Annotated in this window: 15 protein-coding genes; 5 read left to right on the top strand and 10 right to left on the bottom strand. The window is 71.6% G+C overall.

What is annotated here, in order from left to right; translation table 11 throughout:
* The first annotated feature begins 188 nt into the window (after positions 1 to 188).
* The gene (locus ACIBCA_RS03650; protein ID WP_396281142.1) at positions 189 to 1,715 is read left to right on the top strand and encodes a cellulase family glycosylhydrolase; all 1,527 of its coding nucleotides are present in this window, start codon (positions 189 to 191) and stop codon (positions 1,713 to 1,715) included.
* A gap of 61 nt (positions 1,716 to 1,776) precedes the next feature.
* Here the strand turns inward: ACIBCA_RS03650 and ACIBCA_RS03645 are convergent, their stop codons facing one another.
* Complete coding sequence (locus tag ACIBCA_RS03645; protein WP_396281141.1) at positions 1,777 to 2,736, bottom strand: LysR family transcriptional regulator; 960 nt, start codon at positions 2,734 to 2,736, stop codon at positions 1,777 to 1,779.
* Between the two features lie 162 nt (positions 2,737 to 2,898).
* Here ACIBCA_RS03645 and ACIBCA_RS03640 point away from each other — a divergent pair, with 162 nt between their 5' ends.
* The 4 genes from ACIBCA_RS03640 (at position 2,899) to ACIBCA_RS03625 (ending at position 6,547) form a co-directional block, all read left to right on the top strand.
* Positions 2,899 to 3,594, top strand: coding sequence for a type 1 glutamine amidotransferase domain-containing protein (locus tag ACIBCA_RS03640; RefSeq protein ID WP_396281140.1), 696 nt, complete (start codon positions 2,899 to 2,901; stop codon positions 3,592 to 3,594).
* 4 nt (positions 3,595 to 3,598) lie between these two features.
* Entirely contained in the window at positions 3,599 to 3,784 is a 186-nt protein-coding gene (locus ACIBCA_RS03635; RefSeq protein WP_396281139.1) for a TetR/AcrR family transcriptional regulator, read from the top strand.
* A gap of 419 nt (positions 3,785 to 4,203) precedes the next feature.
* Positions 4,204 to 5,217, top strand: coding sequence for an NADP-dependent oxidoreductase (locus ACIBCA_RS03630; RefSeq protein WP_396281138.1), 1,014 nt, complete (start codon positions 4,204 to 4,206; stop codon positions 5,215 to 5,217).
* A 7-nt stretch (positions 5,218 to 5,224) separates the two neighbouring features.
* A complete protein-coding gene (locus ACIBCA_RS03625) occupies positions 5,225 to 6,547 on the top strand; it encodes an aldehyde dehydrogenase family protein (protein WP_396281137.1) in 1,323 nt (440 codons plus the stop codon).
* A gap of 139 nt (positions 6,548 to 6,686) precedes the next feature.
* Here ACIBCA_RS03625 and ACIBCA_RS03620 read toward each other — a convergent pair whose 3' ends face one another.
* The 9 genes from ACIBCA_RS03620 to ACIBCA_RS03580 form a co-directional block, all read right to left on the bottom strand.
* Complete coding sequence (locus tag ACIBCA_RS03620) at positions 6,687 to 8,150, bottom strand: SulP family inorganic anion transporter (RefSeq protein WP_396281136.1); 1,464 nt, start codon at positions 8,148 to 8,150, stop codon at positions 6,687 to 6,689.
* Between the two features lie 58 nt (positions 8,151 to 8,208).
* On the bottom strand, positions 8,209 to 8,799 hold the full coding sequence (locus ACIBCA_RS03615; protein WP_396281135.1) for a carbonic anhydrase: 591 nt from the start codon (positions 8,797 to 8,799) through the stop codon (positions 8,209 to 8,211).
* Positions 8,800 to 9,002: 203 nt separating this feature from the next.
* Positions 9,003 to 9,356 (bottom strand): hypothetical protein, encoded by a 354-nt coding sequence (locus tag ACIBCA_RS03610; RefSeq protein WP_396281134.1) that lies wholly within the window; start codon positions 9,354 to 9,356, stop codon positions 9,003 to 9,005.
* 247 nt (positions 9,357 to 9,603) lie between these two features.
* Positions 9,604 to 10,839 carry a multiple monosaccharide ABC transporter permease gene (mmsB, locus tag ACIBCA_RS03605; RefSeq protein WP_396281133.1) on the bottom strand — a complete coding sequence of 412 codons (1,236 nt, stop codon included), beginning with the start codon at positions 10,837 to 10,839 and terminating at the stop codon, positions 9,604 to 9,606.
* A gap of 3 nt (positions 10,840 to 10,842) precedes the next feature.
* Entirely contained in the window at positions 10,843 to 12,408 is a 1,566-nt protein-coding gene (gene mmsA, locus ACIBCA_RS03600) for a multiple monosaccharide ABC transporter ATP-binding protein (RefSeq protein ID WP_396281132.1), read from the bottom strand.
* A 121-nt stretch (positions 12,409 to 12,529) separates the two neighbouring features.
* Complete coding sequence (gene chvE / locus ACIBCA_RS03595; RefSeq protein WP_396281131.1) at positions 12,530 to 13,624, bottom strand: multiple monosaccharide ABC transporter substrate-binding protein; 1,095 nt, start codon at positions 13,622 to 13,624, stop codon at positions 12,530 to 12,532.
* A gap of 786 nt (positions 13,625 to 14,410) precedes the next feature.
* The gene (locus ACIBCA_RS03590) at positions 14,411 to 15,571 is read right to left on the bottom strand and encodes an oxygenase MpaB family protein (protein WP_396281130.1); all 1,161 of its coding nucleotides are present in this window, start codon (positions 15,569 to 15,571) and stop codon (positions 14,411 to 14,413) included.
* A gap of 77 nt (positions 15,572 to 15,648) precedes the next feature.
* Entirely contained in the window at positions 15,649 to 16,707 is a 1,059-nt protein-coding gene (locus ACIBCA_RS03585; RefSeq protein ID WP_396281129.1) for a polyprenyl synthetase family protein, read from the bottom strand.
* A 2-nt stretch (positions 16,708 to 16,709) separates the two neighbouring features.
* Positions 16,710 to 16,973, bottom strand: coding sequence for a polyprenyl synthetase (locus ACIBCA_RS03580; protein WP_396281128.1), 264 nt, complete (start codon positions 16,971 to 16,973; stop codon positions 16,710 to 16,712).
* Positions 16,974 to 17,194: the final 221 nt, after the last annotated feature.

Below are 17,194 nucleotides of genomic sequence, written 5' to 3'. Positions count from 1 at the left end.
ACGGCCCATCGCTTCATGGCTTCACTGGACATCGCCGAACTCGGCGTGCCCGTCCCCAAGTTCGGGCCGCCTTCGCGTTCGGACCACCCCCCCATGTCCCGGAAGGACCCCACGGAGTGCTCCGCGCACCATGATTTGGGAGCGCTCCCACAAGATCCTGCCGGGCCAGCGCAGAGAGGACCAGCGACGTGCTCCACCCCGTACGCCGCCTCCGCGACGCCCTGCTGGCCGTCGCCTTAGCGTCAACCGTGCTCGCCGCCCCCGCCGCCGCAGCCACCCCCGCCGCATCCGTCCCGGCCGCCGCCGCACCGGTGCAGGCCGCCCCGGCCGGCTCCGGCTACTGGCACACCGACGGCCGCCGACTGCTCGACGAGGCCAACCGCCCCGTGCGCATCGCGGGAGTCAACTGGTTCGGCTTCGAGACCGAGACCTACGCCCCGCACGGCCTCTGGGCCCGGGACTACAAGAGCATGATCACCCAGATGAAGTCGCTGGGGTACAACACCATCCGGCTGCCCTACAGCGACGACCTGTTCAAGGGCACCTCGCCGGTGAGCCTCAACACCTCCGGCGGCATGAACGCCGATCTCCAGGGCCTGAACTCGCTCCAGGTCATGGACAAGATCGTCGACTTCGCCGGAGCCAGCGGCCTGAAGGTCATCCTCGACCGCCACCGCCCGGACTCCGCCGGGCAGTCGGCGCTCTGGTACACCGCCGCCGTCCCCGAGTCGACCTGGATCGCCGACCTCACCGCGCTGGCCTCCCGCTACGCGGGCAAGCCCGCCGTGATCGGCATCGACCTGCACAACGAGCCGCACGACCCCGCCTGCTGGGGCTGCGGCGACGCCTCGGTCGACTGGCGCCTGGCCGCCGAGCGGGCGGGCAACGCCGTCCTGGCGGCCAACCCCCAGCTGCTGGTCTTCGTCGAGGGCGTCCAGTCCTTCAACGGCAGCTGGTACTGGTGGGGCGGCAACCTCCAGGGCGCCGGGCAGTACCCGGTCCGGCTGAACGTGCCGAACCGGCTGGTGTACTCCGCGCACGACTACGCGACGAGCGTGGGGCAGCAGACCTGGTTCACCGACCCGTCGTTCCCGAACAACCTGCCGGGCATCTGGGACCGGAACTGGGGCTACCTCTTCCAGCAGAACATCGCCCCGGTCTGGGTCGGCGAGTTCGGCACCACCCTGCAGCCGGCCGTCGACCGGACGTGGCTGAAGGCGCTGGTCGGGTACCTGCGCCCGACCGCGCAGAACGGTGCGGACGGCTTCAACTGGACCTTCTGGTCCTGGAACCCCAACTCCGGTGACACCGGCGGGATCCTGAACTCCGACTGGACCACGGTCGACACCGCCAAGGACGCCTACCTGGCGGACATCAAGGCACCCGCCTTCGGCACCGGCGACGGGGGAGGCGGCACCACGGGCTGCAAGGCGTCCTGGCACCTCGACAACCAGTGGGGCTCGGGCTTCACCGCCACGGTGACGGTGACCGCCGACACCGCCGTCAACTCCTGGAAGGTGAACTGGACCTGGCCCGACGGCCAGCAGCTCTCCAGCGCCTGGAACGCCACCGCTCAGCAGACGGCCACCGCCGTCACGGCCGCCAACCTCGCCTACAACGGCACGCTGGCGGCGGGCGGTTCGACCTCCTTCGGCCTCCAGGCCACCTGGTCGGGCGCCAACACCGCCCCGGCCCTCACCTGCACGGCGGCCTGACACCCCGCCTGCCCCCGCCCGCCTGCCCCCGCCCGGCGGTTCACACCGCCGGGCGGGGGTCTCAGTCGTCCCGCGCGGAGCGCAGCAGGTGGTCGCGGACCAGCGTGACATGGGGGTTCGTGGACGCCCCCGGGCGCTGGACCAGGAAGCCGGTGTTGATCGGCGGGTCGTCGGGGTCGTTGAGGAGGACCAGGGCGCCCGAGGCCAGATCGTCGGCGCACAGGTAGCGGGGCAGCACACTGAATCCGGCGCCGCCGACCACCGCCTCCCTGACCGCCCTGAGGTCGGGGATCGTGACGGTCGGCCGGCAGGTCAGGCGCCGGCCGAACACGTGCCGCCAGTAGCGCCGGACGATCGGCAGGTCCTCGGCGTACGAGACGAGCGGCACCGCGTGCAGGGCGGCGGGCCCCTCGGTGGCGAGGCGCGAGCCGATCCGGTCGGCCCAGGAGGGCGCGGCGACCAGGACGAACTCCTCGTCGGCCAGGGGTACGGAGGCGAGCGCGCGGCCGCGCGGGCGCAGGGTGGACATGACCAGGTCGTGCCGGCCCGCCCGCAGTCCGTCCAGCAGGTCGTCGGTGAGGCCGAAGGCGATGCGCAGGCGCACCCCCTTGTCGACGAGCGGGGCGAGGGTCGGCATGACGCAGTGCGTGATGTACTCGGCGGGCCCCGCCAGGTGCACGGGCTCCGCCTCGCCCTCGCCGAGGAGGGCCCCGCCGCCGATGGGGCCGAGGGCGTCCAGCGGTTCCAGGACGCGCGCGGCCAGCTCGTCGGCGAACGGGGTCGGGGCGACGCCGCGCGGGAGCCGCTCGAACAGCTCCCGGCCCAGCTGGGTCTCCAGGGAGCGGATCTGCGTGGTCACCGTCGGTTGCGACAGGCCCAGCACGCGGGCGCCCGCCGTGAAGGCGCCGGCCCGGTACACCGCGAGGAACGTGCGCAGCAGGTTCAGATCGAGCAGGCCGTTCCCCTGCGGCGACGCCCCTGACGGTATTCCCGGCCGTCCATCGGATTCCCTATCTCTCACATGTACGAGCCTATTGGATTCCGATGGGGAAGGCGCCCTACCGTCGGGGAGTCGCCACACTGACGAACCGGGTGCGAAGTGTCAGCGCTTCGGAAACGTCAGCGGCGGCGACGTAACCGTCCCCGATCCCCGCACGGGATCCGCACGCTCGGAGCACCCCTCATGTCGAAGATCCTCTTCGTCGTCACCGGCGCCGACCACTGGACGCTGGCCGACGGGACCAAGCACCCCACCGGCTTCTGGGCCGAGGAGGCCGTCGCTCCGTACCTGGCGTTCAAGGCGGCCGGTCACGAGATCGTGGTCGCCACCCCCGGCGGCGTCGTTCCCGTCGTCGACCGGGGCAGCCTCGCCCCCGAGGTCAACGGCGGCCAGGAGGGCGCCGACCGCGTCGCCGAGGCCCTGGCCGGCTTCGACGAGCTGCGCTCGCCCGTCCGGATCGAGGACGTGGACCTCGACGAGTACGCGGCCGTCTTCTACCCTGGCGGCCACGGCCCTATGGAGGACCTCGCGGTCGACGCCGCCTCCGGCCGCCTCCTCACCCTCGCCCTGGAGTCCGGCAGGCCGCTCGGCGTGGTCTGCCACGCCCCGGCCGCGATGCTGGCCGCCACCCGGGCCGACGGCACCAACGCCTTCGCCGGGTACGAGGTCGCCGCCTTCACCAACGTCGAGGAGACCCAGGCGGGCCTCGCCGACCGGGCGAAGTGGCTGCTCCAGGACCGCCTCACCGAGGCGGGCGTGACCGTCCGGGCCGGCGAGCCGTGGGTGCCGAACGTGGTCGTCGACCGCAACCTGGTCACCGGCCAGAACCCGGCCTCCTCCGCCCCGCTCGCCGTCGTGCTGCTCGAGAAGCTGGCCTGACCCGATGGGCACCGACCGGCTCGACGAGGTCCTCGACGCCACGTACGACTGCCTGACCAGGTACGGCGTGCGGCGCACCACGATGGACGACATCGCCACCACCATGGGCGTGTCCCGGTCCGCGGTCTACCAGTACGTCCGCAGCAAGGACGACGCCTTCCGGCGGCTCGCGGGGCGCCTGCACGAGTAGGCGCTGGCGCGGGCCCGCCGGGCGGCGGCCGACGCCACGGTCCCGTACCCCGCCCGCGTCGAGGGCGTCCTCGCCGCCAAGCTCGACCTCGTCCTCGCCCTGTCCGAGGACTCCCCGCACACGGCGGAGCTGCTCGACGAGAAGGCCCGCCTCTTCGGCGGGATCTGCTCCGACTTCACCACCGACCTGCGCGGCCTGCTCGCCGGTCTCTTCGCCGAGGCGGGCACCGCCGAGGGGATCGAGCCCGTCGAGGCCGCGGACATCTGCGTCGCGCTGGTGGCCGGCCTGGAGACCGCGACGGACGCGAACCGCCTGCTGCCCCTGGGATCCGGCGCCCTCGTGGCCGGACTGCTGGGCGCGCCCGTGACCGCCGGCGCCTGAGCCCCCCGTTCCCCCTCACCCCTCTCCTTAGGATCCTCATGTCTTTCTCCAGCCGTGAATGGCACCTCGCCGCCCGCCCCGTCGGCGCCCCCAAGGACTCGGACGTCGCGCTGACGACTGCCGCCGTGCCCGCCCCGGGCCCCGGTCAGGTCGTCGTCCGCAACGACTACCTCTCCGTCGACCCCTACATGCGCGGGCGGATGAACGAGGGCGAGTCCTACATCCCGCCGTTCGCGTTGGGTGAGGCCATGACGGGCTCGGCCGTCGGCACCGTCGTCGCCTCGCAGGCCCCCGAGGTCCCGGTCGGCGCGACCGTCACCCACTTCCTCGGCTGGCGTGAGCACGCCCTGCTGGGCGCCGGCGACGTTCAGCTCGTCGACACCGCACTCGCCCCGGCCCAGGCGTACCTGGGCGTCCTCGGCACCACCGGCCTGACCGCCTGGGCGAGCCTCAAGGAGGTCGCCCCGGTCCGGGAGGGCGACGTCGTCTTCATCTCCGGCGCCGCCGGCGCGGTCGGTTCCGTCGCCGGGCAGTTCGCCCGCCGGCTCGGCGCCTCGCGCGTCATCGGCTCGGCCGGCGGCCCGGCCAAGGCCGCGCGGCTGACCGAGGACTTCGGCTACGACGCCGCCCTGGACTACCGAGCGGGCGACATCGCCGGGCAGCTCGCCGCCGCCGCCCCGGGCGGCATCGACGTCTACCTCGACAACGTCGGAGGCGACCACCTCGACGCCGCGATCCGGACCATGAACCTGCGCGGCCGCATCGCCCTGGTCGGCGCCATCTCGATGTACAACGCCACCGAGCTGCCCGCGGGCCCGGCGCACCTGCCGCTCGCCATCGGCAAGCGCATCAACCTGCGCGGCATGAACGTCGGCGACCACTTCCACCTCGTGCCGGACTTCGCCCGACAGGTGGGCGGCTGGCTCAAGGACGGTTCGCTGGCCACCGACGAGACCGTCGTCGACGGCATCGAGAACGCCTTCGAGGCGTTCCAGGCCATGATGCGTGGTGCCAACACCGGCAAGATGCTCGTCCGCCTCCCGCAGGCATGATCCGGAGATGACCGCCATGTCCGACATCCACACCCTCGTCGCCTCGCTCGGAGCCACGTTCCGCTCCGGCAGGACCAGGCCGCTCGCCTGGCGCCGCGCCCAGCTGACCGCGCTGCGCGCCCTGTTCGCCGACAACCGCGAGGCCATCGCCGACGCCCTGTACGCCGACCTCCGCAAGCCGCGCTTCGAGGCGTACGGCGCCGAGGTCGACCTCCCGATCCGCGAGATCGACCACACTCTCGACCACCTGGAGGAGTGGCTCGCCCCCGAGCCGCTCGGCGCCCACGCCCTGGCCGGCCTGCCGGAGGGCACGACCGCCGGGACCCACTACGAACCGCTGGGCACCGTCCTCGTCATCGCCCCCTGGAACTACCCGGTCCAGCTGTCGCTCGTGCCGGTCGCCGGGGCGCTCGCCGCCGGCAACGCCGTCCTCCTCAAGCCGAGCGAACTCGCCCCCGCCACCTCGGCGTTGATGGCCCGCCTGGTGCCGGAGTACCTCGACCGGGACGCGGTCGCCGTCGTCGAGGGCGGGGTGCCCGAGACCACCGAGCTGCTCGCCCAGCGCTTCGACCACATCTTCTACACGGGCAACGGCACCGTCGGCCGCATCGTCATGCGCGCGGCGGCCGAGCACCTCACGCCCGTCACGCTCGAACTGGGCGGGAAGTCCCCCGTGTTCGTCGACGGGGACGCCGACGTCGACACGGTCGCGACCCGCCTGGCCGAGGCCAAGTTCCGCAACGCCGGCCAGACCTGCGTCGCCCCCGACTACGTCCTGACCGACCCGGCCACCGCCCGGCGACTGACGGCCGCACTCGCCGAGGTCGTGGACCGCCTCTTCGGCGGCGACCCGCAGACCTCGACCGCGTACGGACGCCTCGTCAACCAGCGCCACTTCGACCGGGTCTCGGCCCTGCTCGACTCCGGCACCCTCGCCTTCGGCGGCACGACCGACCGCGAGGACCTCTACATCGCACCCACCGTCCTGACCGGCGTGAAGGCCGAGGACCCGGTCATGCGGGAGGAGATCTTCGGCCCCGTGCTGCCGATCGTCGAGGTCGCGGACCTGGACGAGGCCATCGCCTTCATCAACGACCGCGACAAGCCCCTGGCCCTGTACGGCTTCACCGAGAGCGAGACCACGCGCACCCGCCTCGTCGCCGAGACCTCCTCCGGAGGCATCGGATTCGGCCTGCCCATGGCCCACCTGCGGGTACCCGACCTGCCCTTCGGCGGAGTCGGTGAGTCCGGCCTCGGCGACTACCACGGCCCCCACTCCATCGCCACCTTCAGCCACCGCCGGGCCCGCCTCGACGTCCCGCTGAGCTGACCCCGGCGGCTCCCGTCGGCACCCCCCTTGCGTCGCAAGGGGGGTGCCCGTGCTGCTGCCGGAAACTCCGGTGGTGACGCGCCGCCGCTCCGAGGGCGGAGCGGCGGCGCGTTCGGTGGTGCCGGGTGGTGGTGCCCGGTCAGCTGTGGCCGGCGCCGACCGGGATCAGGCGGACGTCCTCGGGCGCCCGGGCGTTGTGGCGTTCGGTCCAGGTGGTCAGCGCGGACTGGCAGGCGTGGTCGAGGTGCCGGAGCCCGGAGAGGTCCAGTTCCACGACGCGGTCGGCCGGGGTCGCCTCGAGGGCGTCCAGGAGCTTGGGCAGCCGGAGGAAGGTGGCGTTGCCGGTCAGCCGTACCCGGAGGTGGCCGTCGGGCCGCTCCTCGGTGTCCACGTGCAGGCGGGAGGTCTCCCAGGCGGTCTTGGCAACGGACAGGCCCAGCCCGATCAGCACGCCCTCGAACATGTTGACGGTGACGATGGCGACGGCGGTGGCCACGAGGACGAGCGCCTCCGTCCGGTGTTCGCGCCACAGCGGCCGGAGCTGCTTGAGCGGCAGGAGCTTGAACCCGGCGTGCACCAGCACCCCGGCCAGGGCCGCGACGGGGATGACGCCGAGCGCCGCCGGGAGCAGGGCGGCGAAGAGCAGGAGCCACACTCCGTGCAGGACGCGGGAGGCCTTGGTCCGGGCGCCGGCCTGGACGTTGGCGGCGCTGCGGACGATGACGGCGGTCATCGGCAGGGCGCCGAGGGCGCCGCAGAGTGCGTTGCCCGCGCCCTGGGCCATGAGCTCCTTGTCGTAGTCGGTGCGCGGGCCGTCGTGGAGGCGGTCGACGGCCGCCGCGCTGAACAGGCTCTCGGCGGAGGCGACGAGCGTGAAGGCCACGACCGTCACGAGCAGGGCCGGGGTGAGCTGGTCCATCACGTCGGTGCCGGGCGGCTGGATGGCGTCCAGCAGGCCCTTGACCTCGACCTTCTTGACCGGACGGTGGAGCAGCCAGGCCGCGCCCGTGGCGAGGGCGACGGCCACCAGCGCGCCGGGGACGACCCGCACCCGGGCGGGCAGCCGCTGCCACAGCAGGATCACCGCGATGGTGCCGGCGCCGAGCAGGAAGGGGTACAGGACGGCGGGTTCGGAGGCGAGGCGGACCAGCAGACCGGGAAGTCCCAGCAGCTTGTCCGTCCCGCTGGAGGGTGCGGGCCGGTCGGCCATCGCGTAGAGCTGCCCGGCGATGATCACCAGGCCGATGCCGGCCAGCATGCCCTCGACCACGGCGACGGAGATCGCGCGGAACCAGCGGCCCCAGCGCAGTGCCCCGAGCAGCAGTTGGAGCAGTCCGGTGGCGACGACCACGACCCCGAGCGCGGGCAGGCCGAAGCGCTGCACGGTCTCGGCGACGAGGACGGTCAGGCCGGCGGCGGGGCCGCTGACCTGGAGGCTGCTGCCGGGGAGCGCGCCGGCGACCAGGCCGCCGACGATGCCGGTGATCAGGCCGAGTTCGGCGGGTACGCCCGAGGCGACGGCGACGCCGACGCAGAGCGGGAGAGCGACCAGGAAGACGACGAACGAGGCCGTCAGGTCGTACTTGAGTGTGGGAAAACGCATGGGAGCCCTCATCGGTGGGAGTCCGGGAGTAGTGGGCGGCAGGGTTGGAGCGGCAGGGTCAGAGCGGCAGGAAGACGTCGGTGTCCGGCCGGTGGGTGAGGACGGCACCGGTGTGCACCTCGTAGAACCAGCCGTGCAGGCCGAGCCGGCCCTCGCGGACCCGGCGGGCGACGCTCGGGTGGGTGTGCAGCTTCTCCAGCTGGTCCAGGACGTGCCGCTGCACCGGGGTGGCGAGGTCGTGGCTCGCCTCCCCGTCGGTGCTCAGCGCCGTGCCGTCGGCGAGCCAGTCGCGCACCGCGGGCACCCCGGTGAGGTCCTCGCCCCGGACGACCGCGCCCACCGCGCCGCAGTGGGAGTGGCCGCACACCACGATGTCGGCGACGCCGAGGACCTCGACCGCGTACTCGATGGTCGCGGCCTCGGCCGACGGGGCGGACGGGCGGTGCGGCGGGACGATGTTGCCGGCGGTGCGCATCTCGAAGAGGTCCCCGGGCTTGGCGCCGGTGACGGCGGAGGGGATGATGCGGGAGTCGGAGCAGGTGATGAACAGCGCCTGCGGGCTCTGGCCCTCGGCCAGGCGCCCGAGGGTGTGGCCGTCCTGGGCGGCGCGGCTGCGGAAGGTGCGGGCGTGGTCGATGAAGCTCTGCATGTCGGTGCCTCGGGCCCTTCGGAAGTCGTGTCGGAACGGTGACTTCGGGACCGTGCCCGCTCGCTCGAATCAGGGCAGCGCAGCGCGCGGCGCCGGCAGGGGTGATCACTGCCGGAACCGTCGTAGGCTGCGGGGGAGAGCTCGGTGGGGCACCCGCTTCGGGATGCCGCCGCCGGTGAGCGTACGGGCGCGGTCGGCGCCGATCAGCAGCGGAACACCTGGAGCAGCGCCGCCGAGGGCTGTCTGAGGGCCGTGTGCGGCGTACGGGGGGCCCGGGCCGGCGAGGAGTCGCCGGTGCCGGGGGCGTCGGCGCTGGAGAGGCTCAACTCCTGGAGGGAACTGGGGAGTTCGACGCCGCGGACGCGCCGCGTCCAGCCGAGGCCGGGAGGGCACTCGGGGGCCACCCGCTCCTCGACGAGCTTCGCCTCCGCGGTCACCCGGCCGGAGTAGCGCTCCTCCCGGGTGAGGGCGGAGGCGGACTGGGACAGCACCAGGAGGCCCAGGACGGCCACGAGGGCGACGGCGACGGCGCCGACCACCTTCCTGACCGTGGACATCGCGGCTCCCTTCCCCGCCGGGGGACTTGTTGAACTGTCATCAAGTCTGACGGGTGCGGGCAGGCCAGGGTTCCGGGCCCGGGTGAACGCTCCGTGAATCACTTCCACCCATCGGTGATGATCCCTGGAGTGCGGGCCCGGAATGCGGTCGACCGGTGAACCGTTCGCGAAGCGGACGTCGAAAAGGGAGGACGGGCACGGCGCCGTGGCACCGTGCCCGTCCTCCCCGTGCTGTTCGCCCGCCGGGTCAGGAACCGGCGCGGCGCTTGTTGTAGACGTCGAAGCCGACGGCCGCGAGGAGCACCAGGCCCTTGATGACCTGCTGGTAGTCGGTGCCGACGCCGACCAGCGACATGCCGTTGTTCAGCACGCCCAGGACCAGGCCGCCGATGATCGCGCCCATGACGGTGCCCACGCCGCCGCTGGCGGAGGCGCCGCCGATGAAGGCGGCCGCGATGGCCTCGAGTTCGAAGTTGATGCCTGCCTGCGGGGTGCCGGCGTTGAGCCGTGCGGCGAAGACCAGTCCGGCCAGCGCCGCGAGGACGCCCATGTTGGTGAAGGCGAGGAAGACGACGCGCTTGCTCTTCACCCCGGACAGCTTGGCCGCGGCCTCGTTGCCGCCGATGGCGTAGGTGTGGCGGCCGATGATCGAGTTGCGCATCACGTAGCCGAAGCCGACCAGGAGGGCACCGAGGATCAGCAGCACGATCGGCACGCCGTGGTAGCTGGCCAGCAGCATCGTGAAGACGAGCACGGCCGCCGCGATCACGGCGAGCTTGACGAGGAACAGCCCGAGCGGGAGCACCTCCAGCCCGTACGAAGCCGTCCGGCGGCGCCCGCGCAGCTCCTGCACGATCGCGACGGCCAGCACCGCGACGCCGAGCAGCACGGTGAGGTTGTGGTAGTTGGTGTGCGGGCCGACCTCGGGGAGGAAGCCGCTGCTGATGCTCTGGAAGCCCTTGGGGAACGGCGCCACGGACTGGCCCTGGAGGATGATCTGGGTGCCGCCGCGGAACAGCAGCATGCCCGCCAGGGTCACGATGAAGGACGGGATGCCGAGGTAGGCGATCCAGAAGCCCTGCCAGGCGCCCGCGAGGGCCCCGATCACCAGCGCCGCGACCATCGCCACGGGCCAGGACAGGTGGTGCTCGACCATCATCACCGCGGCCGCCGCCCCGACGAAGGCGGCCAGTGAGCCGACCGAGAGGTCGATGTGCCCGGCGATGATGACGATCATCATGCCGATCGCCAGGATGAGGATGTAGCCGTTCTGCTGGATCAGGTTGGTGATGTTGAGGGGCTGGAGGAGGATGCCGTCCGTCCAGACCTGGAACAGCAGCACGATCAGTGCCAGCGCGACCAGCATGCCGTACTGGCGCACGTTACCGCGCAGCGCGCGCGCCAGGACGGAGCCGATGGACGGGCTCTGATCGGGCTCAAGGCCCTTCTGGGGGAAATCGGGGATGATCTCGGTCTGGGCCATGCCTCACACCTGCTCGTTGCTGGATGCGGCGCTCATGGTCATGAGCCGCATGAGGGATTCCTGGGTGGCGTCGGCACGGGCGACCTCGCCGGTGATCCGGCCTTCGGCCATGGTGTAGATCCGGTCGCACAGGCCCAGGAGTTCGGGGAGTTCGGACGAGATGACCAGCACGGCCTTGCCCTGGGCGGCCAGTTCGGCGATGACGGTGTAGATCTCCGCCTTGGCGCCGATGTCGATGCCCCGGGTGGGCTCGTCGAGGATCAGCACCTCCGGCTCGGAGAAGATCCACTTGCTCAGGACGACCTTCTGCTGGTTGCCGCCGCTGAGCGTGCCGGTACGGGTGAACACCGTCGGCGCCTTGATGTTCATCGTCCGCCGGAACGATTCGGCGACCTTGGTCTCCTCGTGGCGGTCGACCCGGCCGTACCGGGAGACCTTGCCGAGCGCGCTCAGCGAGATGTTGCGGCTGATGTCGTCGATGAGGTTCAGGCCGAGCTGCTTGCGGTCCTCGGTGACGTACGCGAGGCCGTGACCGATCGCCTCCGGCACCGTCCGGGTGCGGATCTCGCGCCCGTGCAGCAGCACCCGGCCGCCGGCCCAGCGCCCGTACGAGCGGCCGAAGACGCTCATCGCGAGTTCCGTGCGGCCCGCGCCCATGAGCCCGGCCACGCCGACGATCTCGCCGCGCCGCACGGTCAGGGAGGCGCCGTCCACCACGGTGCGCTGCTGGTCGATCGGGTGACGGACCGTCCAGTCCTCGATCTCGAAGGCGACCTCGCCGACCTCCGCCCCTCCGTCCGCATAGGACTGCCGCTCGGGGTAGCGGTGCTCCAGGTCGCGGCCGACCATGCCGCGGATGATCCGGTCCTCGGAGATGCCCTCCGGGCCGATCGCGATGGTCTCGATGGTCTTCCCGTCGCGCAGGATGGTGACGGAGTCGGCGACCCGGGCGATCTCGTTCAGCTTGTGCGAGATGACGATGCAGGAGATGCCCTGCGCCTTGAGTTCCAGGATCAGGTCGAGGAGCTTGCGGCTGTCCTCGTCGTTCAGCGCGGCGGTCGGCTCGTCCAGGATGAGCAGCTTGACCTTCTTGGCCAGCGCCTTGGCGATCTCGACCAGCTGCTGCTTGCCCACACCGAGGTCCGCGACCCGGGTGTGCGGGCTCTCGTCCAGGCCGACCTGGCGGAGCAGCTCGCCGGCGTGGGTGAGCGTCTCGTGCCACTTGATGACGCCGCGGGTGGCGTGCTCGTTGCCGAGGAAGATGTTCTCGGCGATGGACAGGTACGGCACCAGGGCGAGTTCCTGGTGGATGATGACGATGCCGCGCTGCTCGCTGGCCCGGATGTCCCTGAACCGGCAGGGCTCGCCCTCGAAGAGGATCTCGCCCTCGTAGGCGCCGTGCGGGTAGACCCCGCTGAGCACCTTCATCAGGGTGGACTTGCCGGCGCCGTTCTCGCCGCAGATGGCGTGCACCTCGCCCGCCGCCACGGCCAGGTTCACCTCGGAGAGGGCCTTGACGCCGGGGAACGACTTGCTGATCGACCGCATTTCGAGAACGGGTCCAGCCATGGTTGTGCGTCCGTATCGTTCGGGGCGGTGCGGCCGGAGCCGTCGGGGGCCGTCGCGGGCCCGGCGTCCGGACGCCGCACCGCCGGTTCGGCGCGGGGCCCGTCGAACGGGCCCCGCGAGGCTACTTGAGCTGGTCCGCGGTGTACTGGCCGCTGTCGACCAGGATCTTCTGGTAGTTGTCCTTGTCGACGCTCACCGGCTGGAGCAGCTGCGCCGGGACGACCTTCACGCCGTTGTTGTACGTGCTGGTGTCGTTGGTCTCGGGCTTGCCGCCGGTCAGCAGCGCGTCGCCCATCTGGACCGCCACCTTGGCCAGTTGGCGGGTGTCCTTGTAGACGGTCTGGGTCTGCTCGCCCGCGATGATCGACTTCACGGAGGCCAGCTCGGCGTCCTGGCCCGTGACGACGGGCAGGGACTTGGCGGCGCCGTAGCCGACGCCCTTGAGCGAGGAGATGATGCCGATCGAGATGCCGTCGTACGGCGAGAGCACGGCGTCGACGTGCGCGTTGGTGTACGCCTTGCTGAGCAGGTTGTCCATGCGGGACTGGGCGACGCCGCCGTCCCAGCGCAGGGTGGCGACCTGGTTGAATTCGGTCTGGCCGCTCTGCACGACCAGCTTCTTCTGGTCGATGTACGGCTTGAGGACGCTCATCGCGCCGTTGAAGAAGAAGGTGGCGTTGTTGTCGTCCGGCGAGCCGGCGAACAATTCGACGTTGAACGGGCCCTTGCCGTCCTTGAGGCCGAGCTTGTCGACGATGTAGCCGCCCTGGAGGACACCGACCTTGTAGTTGTCGAAGGTCGCGTAGTAGTCGACGTTCTGGGTGCCCTTGATGAGCCGGTCGTAGGAGATGACCGGAATGTGGGCGTCGGCCGCCTTCTGCAGCACGTTGGTGAGGGAGGAGCCGTCGATGGCGGCGATCACCAGCAGCTTGGCGCCCTTGGTGATCATGTTCTCGACCTGGGAGACCTGGTTCTCCACGACGTTGTCGCCGTACTGCAGGTCGGTCTTGTAGCCCTTGGCCTGGAATTCCTTGACCATGTTGTTGCCGTCGTCGATCCAGCGCGCCGACGACTTGGTCGGCATGGCGATGCCGATGAGTCCGCCCTTCGCATCGCCCTTGGCGGCGCCGTCCCCCACGCCGTTGGCGCTCTGGCCGCAGGCCGCCAACGAGAGCGTCAGGCCCGCCGCGACGAGGCCCGCTGAAAGCTTCCGCACAGTTCCTCCATGGTGATGGTTCCGCGACCGGCGCAGTGCGCCCCTGGCTGGGCGGCTGGGTGGTCGAGCGGGGCCGGCCGGAGCGGTCCCTCGCGCTGTGGAACGTCGGGGTTGCGGTAGCTCTGGCCTGGCGTGAAATGAAGTGTTAACGCTAACAAGGGCGCCGTCAAGGCCCGTCGGATCACCATTGGGTCGCGGTGTTCCGGTGGCGGCTCCTCCCGGGTGCGAACGGCGTGGAAGAGGGTGGTTCGGGGAGGAATGCGTGAAGATCGGGCAAACGGTGTGTGCATGCCCGGAGTGGTACGGGCCGCCCCTCCGCGCGGACGACGACGGCAAGGTGCCCGCTTCCCCGGGGGTGGGGAGCGGGCACCTTGTGATCGAGGGACGAGGCTTTCGGTGGCGGTGGCGGTGGCGGTGGTGGTGGTGGTGGCGGTGGCGGTGGCGGCGTCGATGGCGTCGATGGCGCGGATCCGAGGGGGCCGGTATTTCCGGCTGAATTCCGAGGGAATACGGACCCTTCCGGTCATGGCCGGGGGGAAGGCGACTGTCAGGCCTTTTCCCGTGACAGGGGGAAAGCGGGAAAAGGCTCGCAGATGACCGGAAGGGTCCAGATAGGGGCCCCGGGTGCGGCAATGTCCATGCGCGGCCGGGGGCGTTTCGGAGCCGCTTCGGGAATTCCCGGTCACCGCTTCCGACGGTGACGGTAGCACGATTTCGCGATGCAATGTTAGCGCTCACATGCTCACATGCACGGGCTACCGCAGGCGGGGGCGGGGAGGACCCCGGTCACCCGAAGACCGGGGGAGGCGGGGTCCACCGCCGGGTCGAGGGCACGGTGCCGGAGACGCCGTAGTCCTTCCTCAGGTGCTCGGGGATCGCGTAGTGCATGACCCGCCCCCGGGTGAGGGAGGAGAGTTCGAGGACGGTGGTCAGGTGGCCGAGGCGGTCCAACGCCCAGGCGCCGAGCGGGGAATGGTCCTCGATCGTTTCCAGCACGCCGAGCAGGTGGGGCGCCGCCTTGACCACGGTGTCCCAGGCGGTGCGCGGGACGTCCAGCCAGTCGGCGCCGGTGTCGCCGACCAGGTAGCGGATCAGGGAGGAGACGATCGGGTCGAAGAAGGTGCCGGGCACGACCTCCTCGTAGAGGTCGATCAGCTGGCGGGTCAGCTGGGCGCCCTCCTCCGAGGGGCCCATGAACCGGAGCATGTAGAGGTCCAGGAACTCCCGTGCCTCGTCCAGGGTCCGCGGTACGGCGGACTGGTCCACCCCGAGCATCGCGCCGACCACCTGCCAGGCGTACAGGTACGCCTCCGCGCCCTCGGCGCTCATGTGGATGCCGAGGCGGTGCAGGCTGTCCAGGACCAGCATGGAGAAGAACATCTGCCCGCCGATCATGTCCTCCTGGCAGATCGGCACCCCCAGCGTCTCCACGTCCCAGCGGTCGTCGCGCCGCAGGTGGTGCCGGATCGAGGCGTGCAGCAGGCGTACCTTCTGCGCGGCCGGGATGAACCGGCTGCCGGCCTCGAAGGCGCCGGGCTGCATCAGGTAGACCGTGAACTGCCCGGTCTCCGCCATGCGCTTCGACGGGTACTTCAACGAGTGGGTGGTGGTGAGTAGTTTGGCGACGTGCGGCACCAGGTAGCAGGCGGGCATCGCGGCGAAGGAGAGCGCCGTGGAGATGTGCACGTTGTTGTCGATGAAGAACAGCCGGGCCTTCTCCATCAGCGACCAGTCCACCCAGTCCGGCGGGGTGCTGGTGACCGCCAGGTACTCCCGGGCCACCTCCGGCAGGCCGTCCGGGAGCGGCGCGCCGGAGGCCGAGACGTGCCGCATCAGGTTGTTGAACTTCCCGACCTCCCCTCGTTCGAAGAGCTCGGCCACGGTGGCGTCGGCCAGCTCGTCGCCGACCTCCCGCAGCGCGTCCATCGACTCCTCGGTGTAGCGCATGAGGTCCCTCTCGGTCAGTGGTGGCGGTCGGTGAGTGGTGGGGGGTGCTCAGTGGTGGGGGTGAGTGGTGGGGGTGCTCAGTGGTGGCGGGTGGTCGCGGATCGGGCCAGCGTCGTCAGGGCCTCGGCGGCCCTCGGGGGCAGGTTCAGCTGGTCGAGGGCGTCGGCGGCCTGCTCCACGCGGGCCGTGATCATCTGCTCGATCCGCTCGGGCGCGCGCAGTCGCCGCATCAGCCCGCGGACCGTCTCCAGGCCGTCCCCGTCCAGGTCCGCCCGGCCCAACAGCCGTTGCAGGCACTCGCGTTCGGCATGGTCGGCGAGCCGCCAGGTCTCCGCGAGCAGGGCGGTCGGGCGGTTGGCGCGCAGGTCGTCCAGATTGGCCTTCCCGGTACGGGACGGGTCGCCGAACAGTCCGAGCAGATCGTCCCGGAGCTGGAACGCCTCGCCGAGCGGCAGCCCGTACGTGGAGAGCCCCGCGCGCAGCCCCTCGCCGGCCCCGGCCAGCACGCCGCCGAGCAGCAGCGGCTGCTCCACCGTGTACTTGGCGGTCTTGTAGCGGATCACCTGGAGGGAGGATCCGGTGTCGGGCGCGGCGCCGGTGCGCAGGATCTCCAGGCACTCCCCGGCGATCAACTCCCGGGCCAGCTGCCCCCAGAGGGGCCTGGCCCGGCTCAGGTAGGCGGCCGGGAGGCCGCAGTCCGCGAACAGCTGCCCGGCCAGTGCCATCAGCAGATCGCCCACCAGCATGGCCAGCGCGCGGGCGGCGCCGTCCGCGTCGGGGCGGGCTCCCAGCGCCGTACGCAGCGCGATGTGCGTGGTCGGCCGGCCGTGGCGCAGCGGGCTGTCGTCGATCAGGTCGTCGTGCACCACCGCCGCCGCGTGCACCAGCTCCAGCGAGGCGGCGGCGCGCACCAGCGCCTCACTGTCCGGCTGCCCGGCGGCTCGCCAGCCCCAGTAGCAGAACGCCGAGCGCAGCCGCTTCCCGCTGCCGACCGCCGCCTCGACGCGCTCCGCCAGCGGGCCCAGGTCCTCGTCGATGGCGGCGAGCCGATCGGCCTCCTCGGCCACGAAGCGGCCCAGCACCCGATCGACCCTGGCCTTGAACGCGGCCTGCTCGTACCTGTCGGTGGCCGCCACGGTCAACGGTCGCCCGCCCTGCGGTCCTTCACCTGCTGGGCCAGCACCTCCAGATGGGCCGGCGGAAGCGTCGCGTACCGGTCCAGCGCCAGCCGGCCCCGGGCGGCCAGGTCGTGCTGGACGTCCGTGGCCAAGTCCCGCTTGTCCGCCCGCCCGAGCAGCCCGCGCAGACCGCCGACCGCCGCGCCCAACGCCTCCACGGCCACGTCCACCAGCCCTGCCGCGACCAGGACCGCCTGCTCCTCCGGGCGGTTCTCCCGTGCCATGTCGTCCACCCCGTCCACCCCGCGTGCCATCAGGATCGGGGCGACTCTGGCAGCGTTGAGATGAACCGGGCAAGTGGATCCGAACGAGTGACCACGAAAGAGTGAATCCCCGTCCCGAAGCGCCGGCCGGCGCGGCCGCGCCACCCCTGACCGCCCCGCTGCGCAGGAAGTCGGCGTGGTCGACTTCCTGCGCAGCGGGGCGGGCGGGTGGTTCCGGTGGG

The sequence above is a fragment of the Kitasatospora sp. NPDC051170 genome, assembly GCF_044455705.1.
Lineage (GTDB): Bacteria > Actinomycetota > Actinomycetes > Streptomycetales > Streptomycetaceae > Kitasatospora.
This window is presented reverse-complemented; position numbering and strand designations above follow the sequence as displayed.

What these genes read in the sequence shown, in the direction of transcription:
- ACIBCA_RS03640 (WP_396281140.1), top strand. Translation starts at nt 2,899, where the DNA reads ATGTCGAAGATCCTCTTCGTCGTCACCGGCGCCGACCACTGGACGCTG.
- ACIBCA_RS03620 (WP_396281136.1), bottom strand. Translation starts at nt 8,150, where the DNA reads ATGCGTTTTCCCACACTCAAGTACGACCTGACGGCCTCGTTCGTCGTC.
- ACIBCA_RS03635 (WP_396281139.1), top strand. Translation starts at nt 3,599, where the DNA reads ATGGGCACCGACCGGCTCGACGAGGTCCTCGACGCCACGTACGACTGC.
- mmsB (WP_396281133.1), bottom strand. Translation starts at nt 10,839, where the DNA reads ATGGCCCAGACCGAGATCATCCCCGATTTCCCCCAGAAGGGCCTTGAG.
- ACIBCA_RS03630 (WP_396281138.1), top strand. Translation starts at nt 4,204, where the DNA reads ATGTCTTTCTCCAGCCGTGAATGGCACCTCGCCGCCCGCCCCGTCGGC.
- ACIBCA_RS03590 (WP_396281130.1), bottom strand. Translation starts at nt 15,571, where the DNA reads ATGCGCTACACCGAGGAGTCGATGGACGCGCTGCGGGAGGTCGGCGAC.
- ACIBCA_RS03610 (WP_396281134.1), bottom strand. Translation starts at nt 9,356, where the DNA reads ATGTCCACGGTCAGGAAGGTGGTCGGCGCCGTCGCCGTCGCCCTCGTG.
- ACIBCA_RS03625 (WP_396281137.1), top strand. Translation starts at nt 5,225, where the DNA reads ATGACCGCCATGTCCGACATCCACACCCTCGTCGCCTCGCTCGGAGCC.
- ACIBCA_RS03580 (WP_396281128.1), bottom strand. Translation starts at nt 16,973, where the DNA reads ATGGCACGGGAGAACCGCCCGGAGGAGCAGGCGGTCCTGGTCGCGGCA.
- ACIBCA_RS03615 (WP_396281135.1), bottom strand. Translation starts at nt 8,799, where the DNA reads ATGCAGAGCTTCATCGACCACGCCCGCACCTTCCGCAGCCGCGCCGCC.
- mmsA (WP_396281132.1), bottom strand. Translation starts at nt 12,408, where the DNA reads ATGGCTGGACCCGTTCTCGAAATGCGGTCGATCAGCAAGTCGTTCCCC.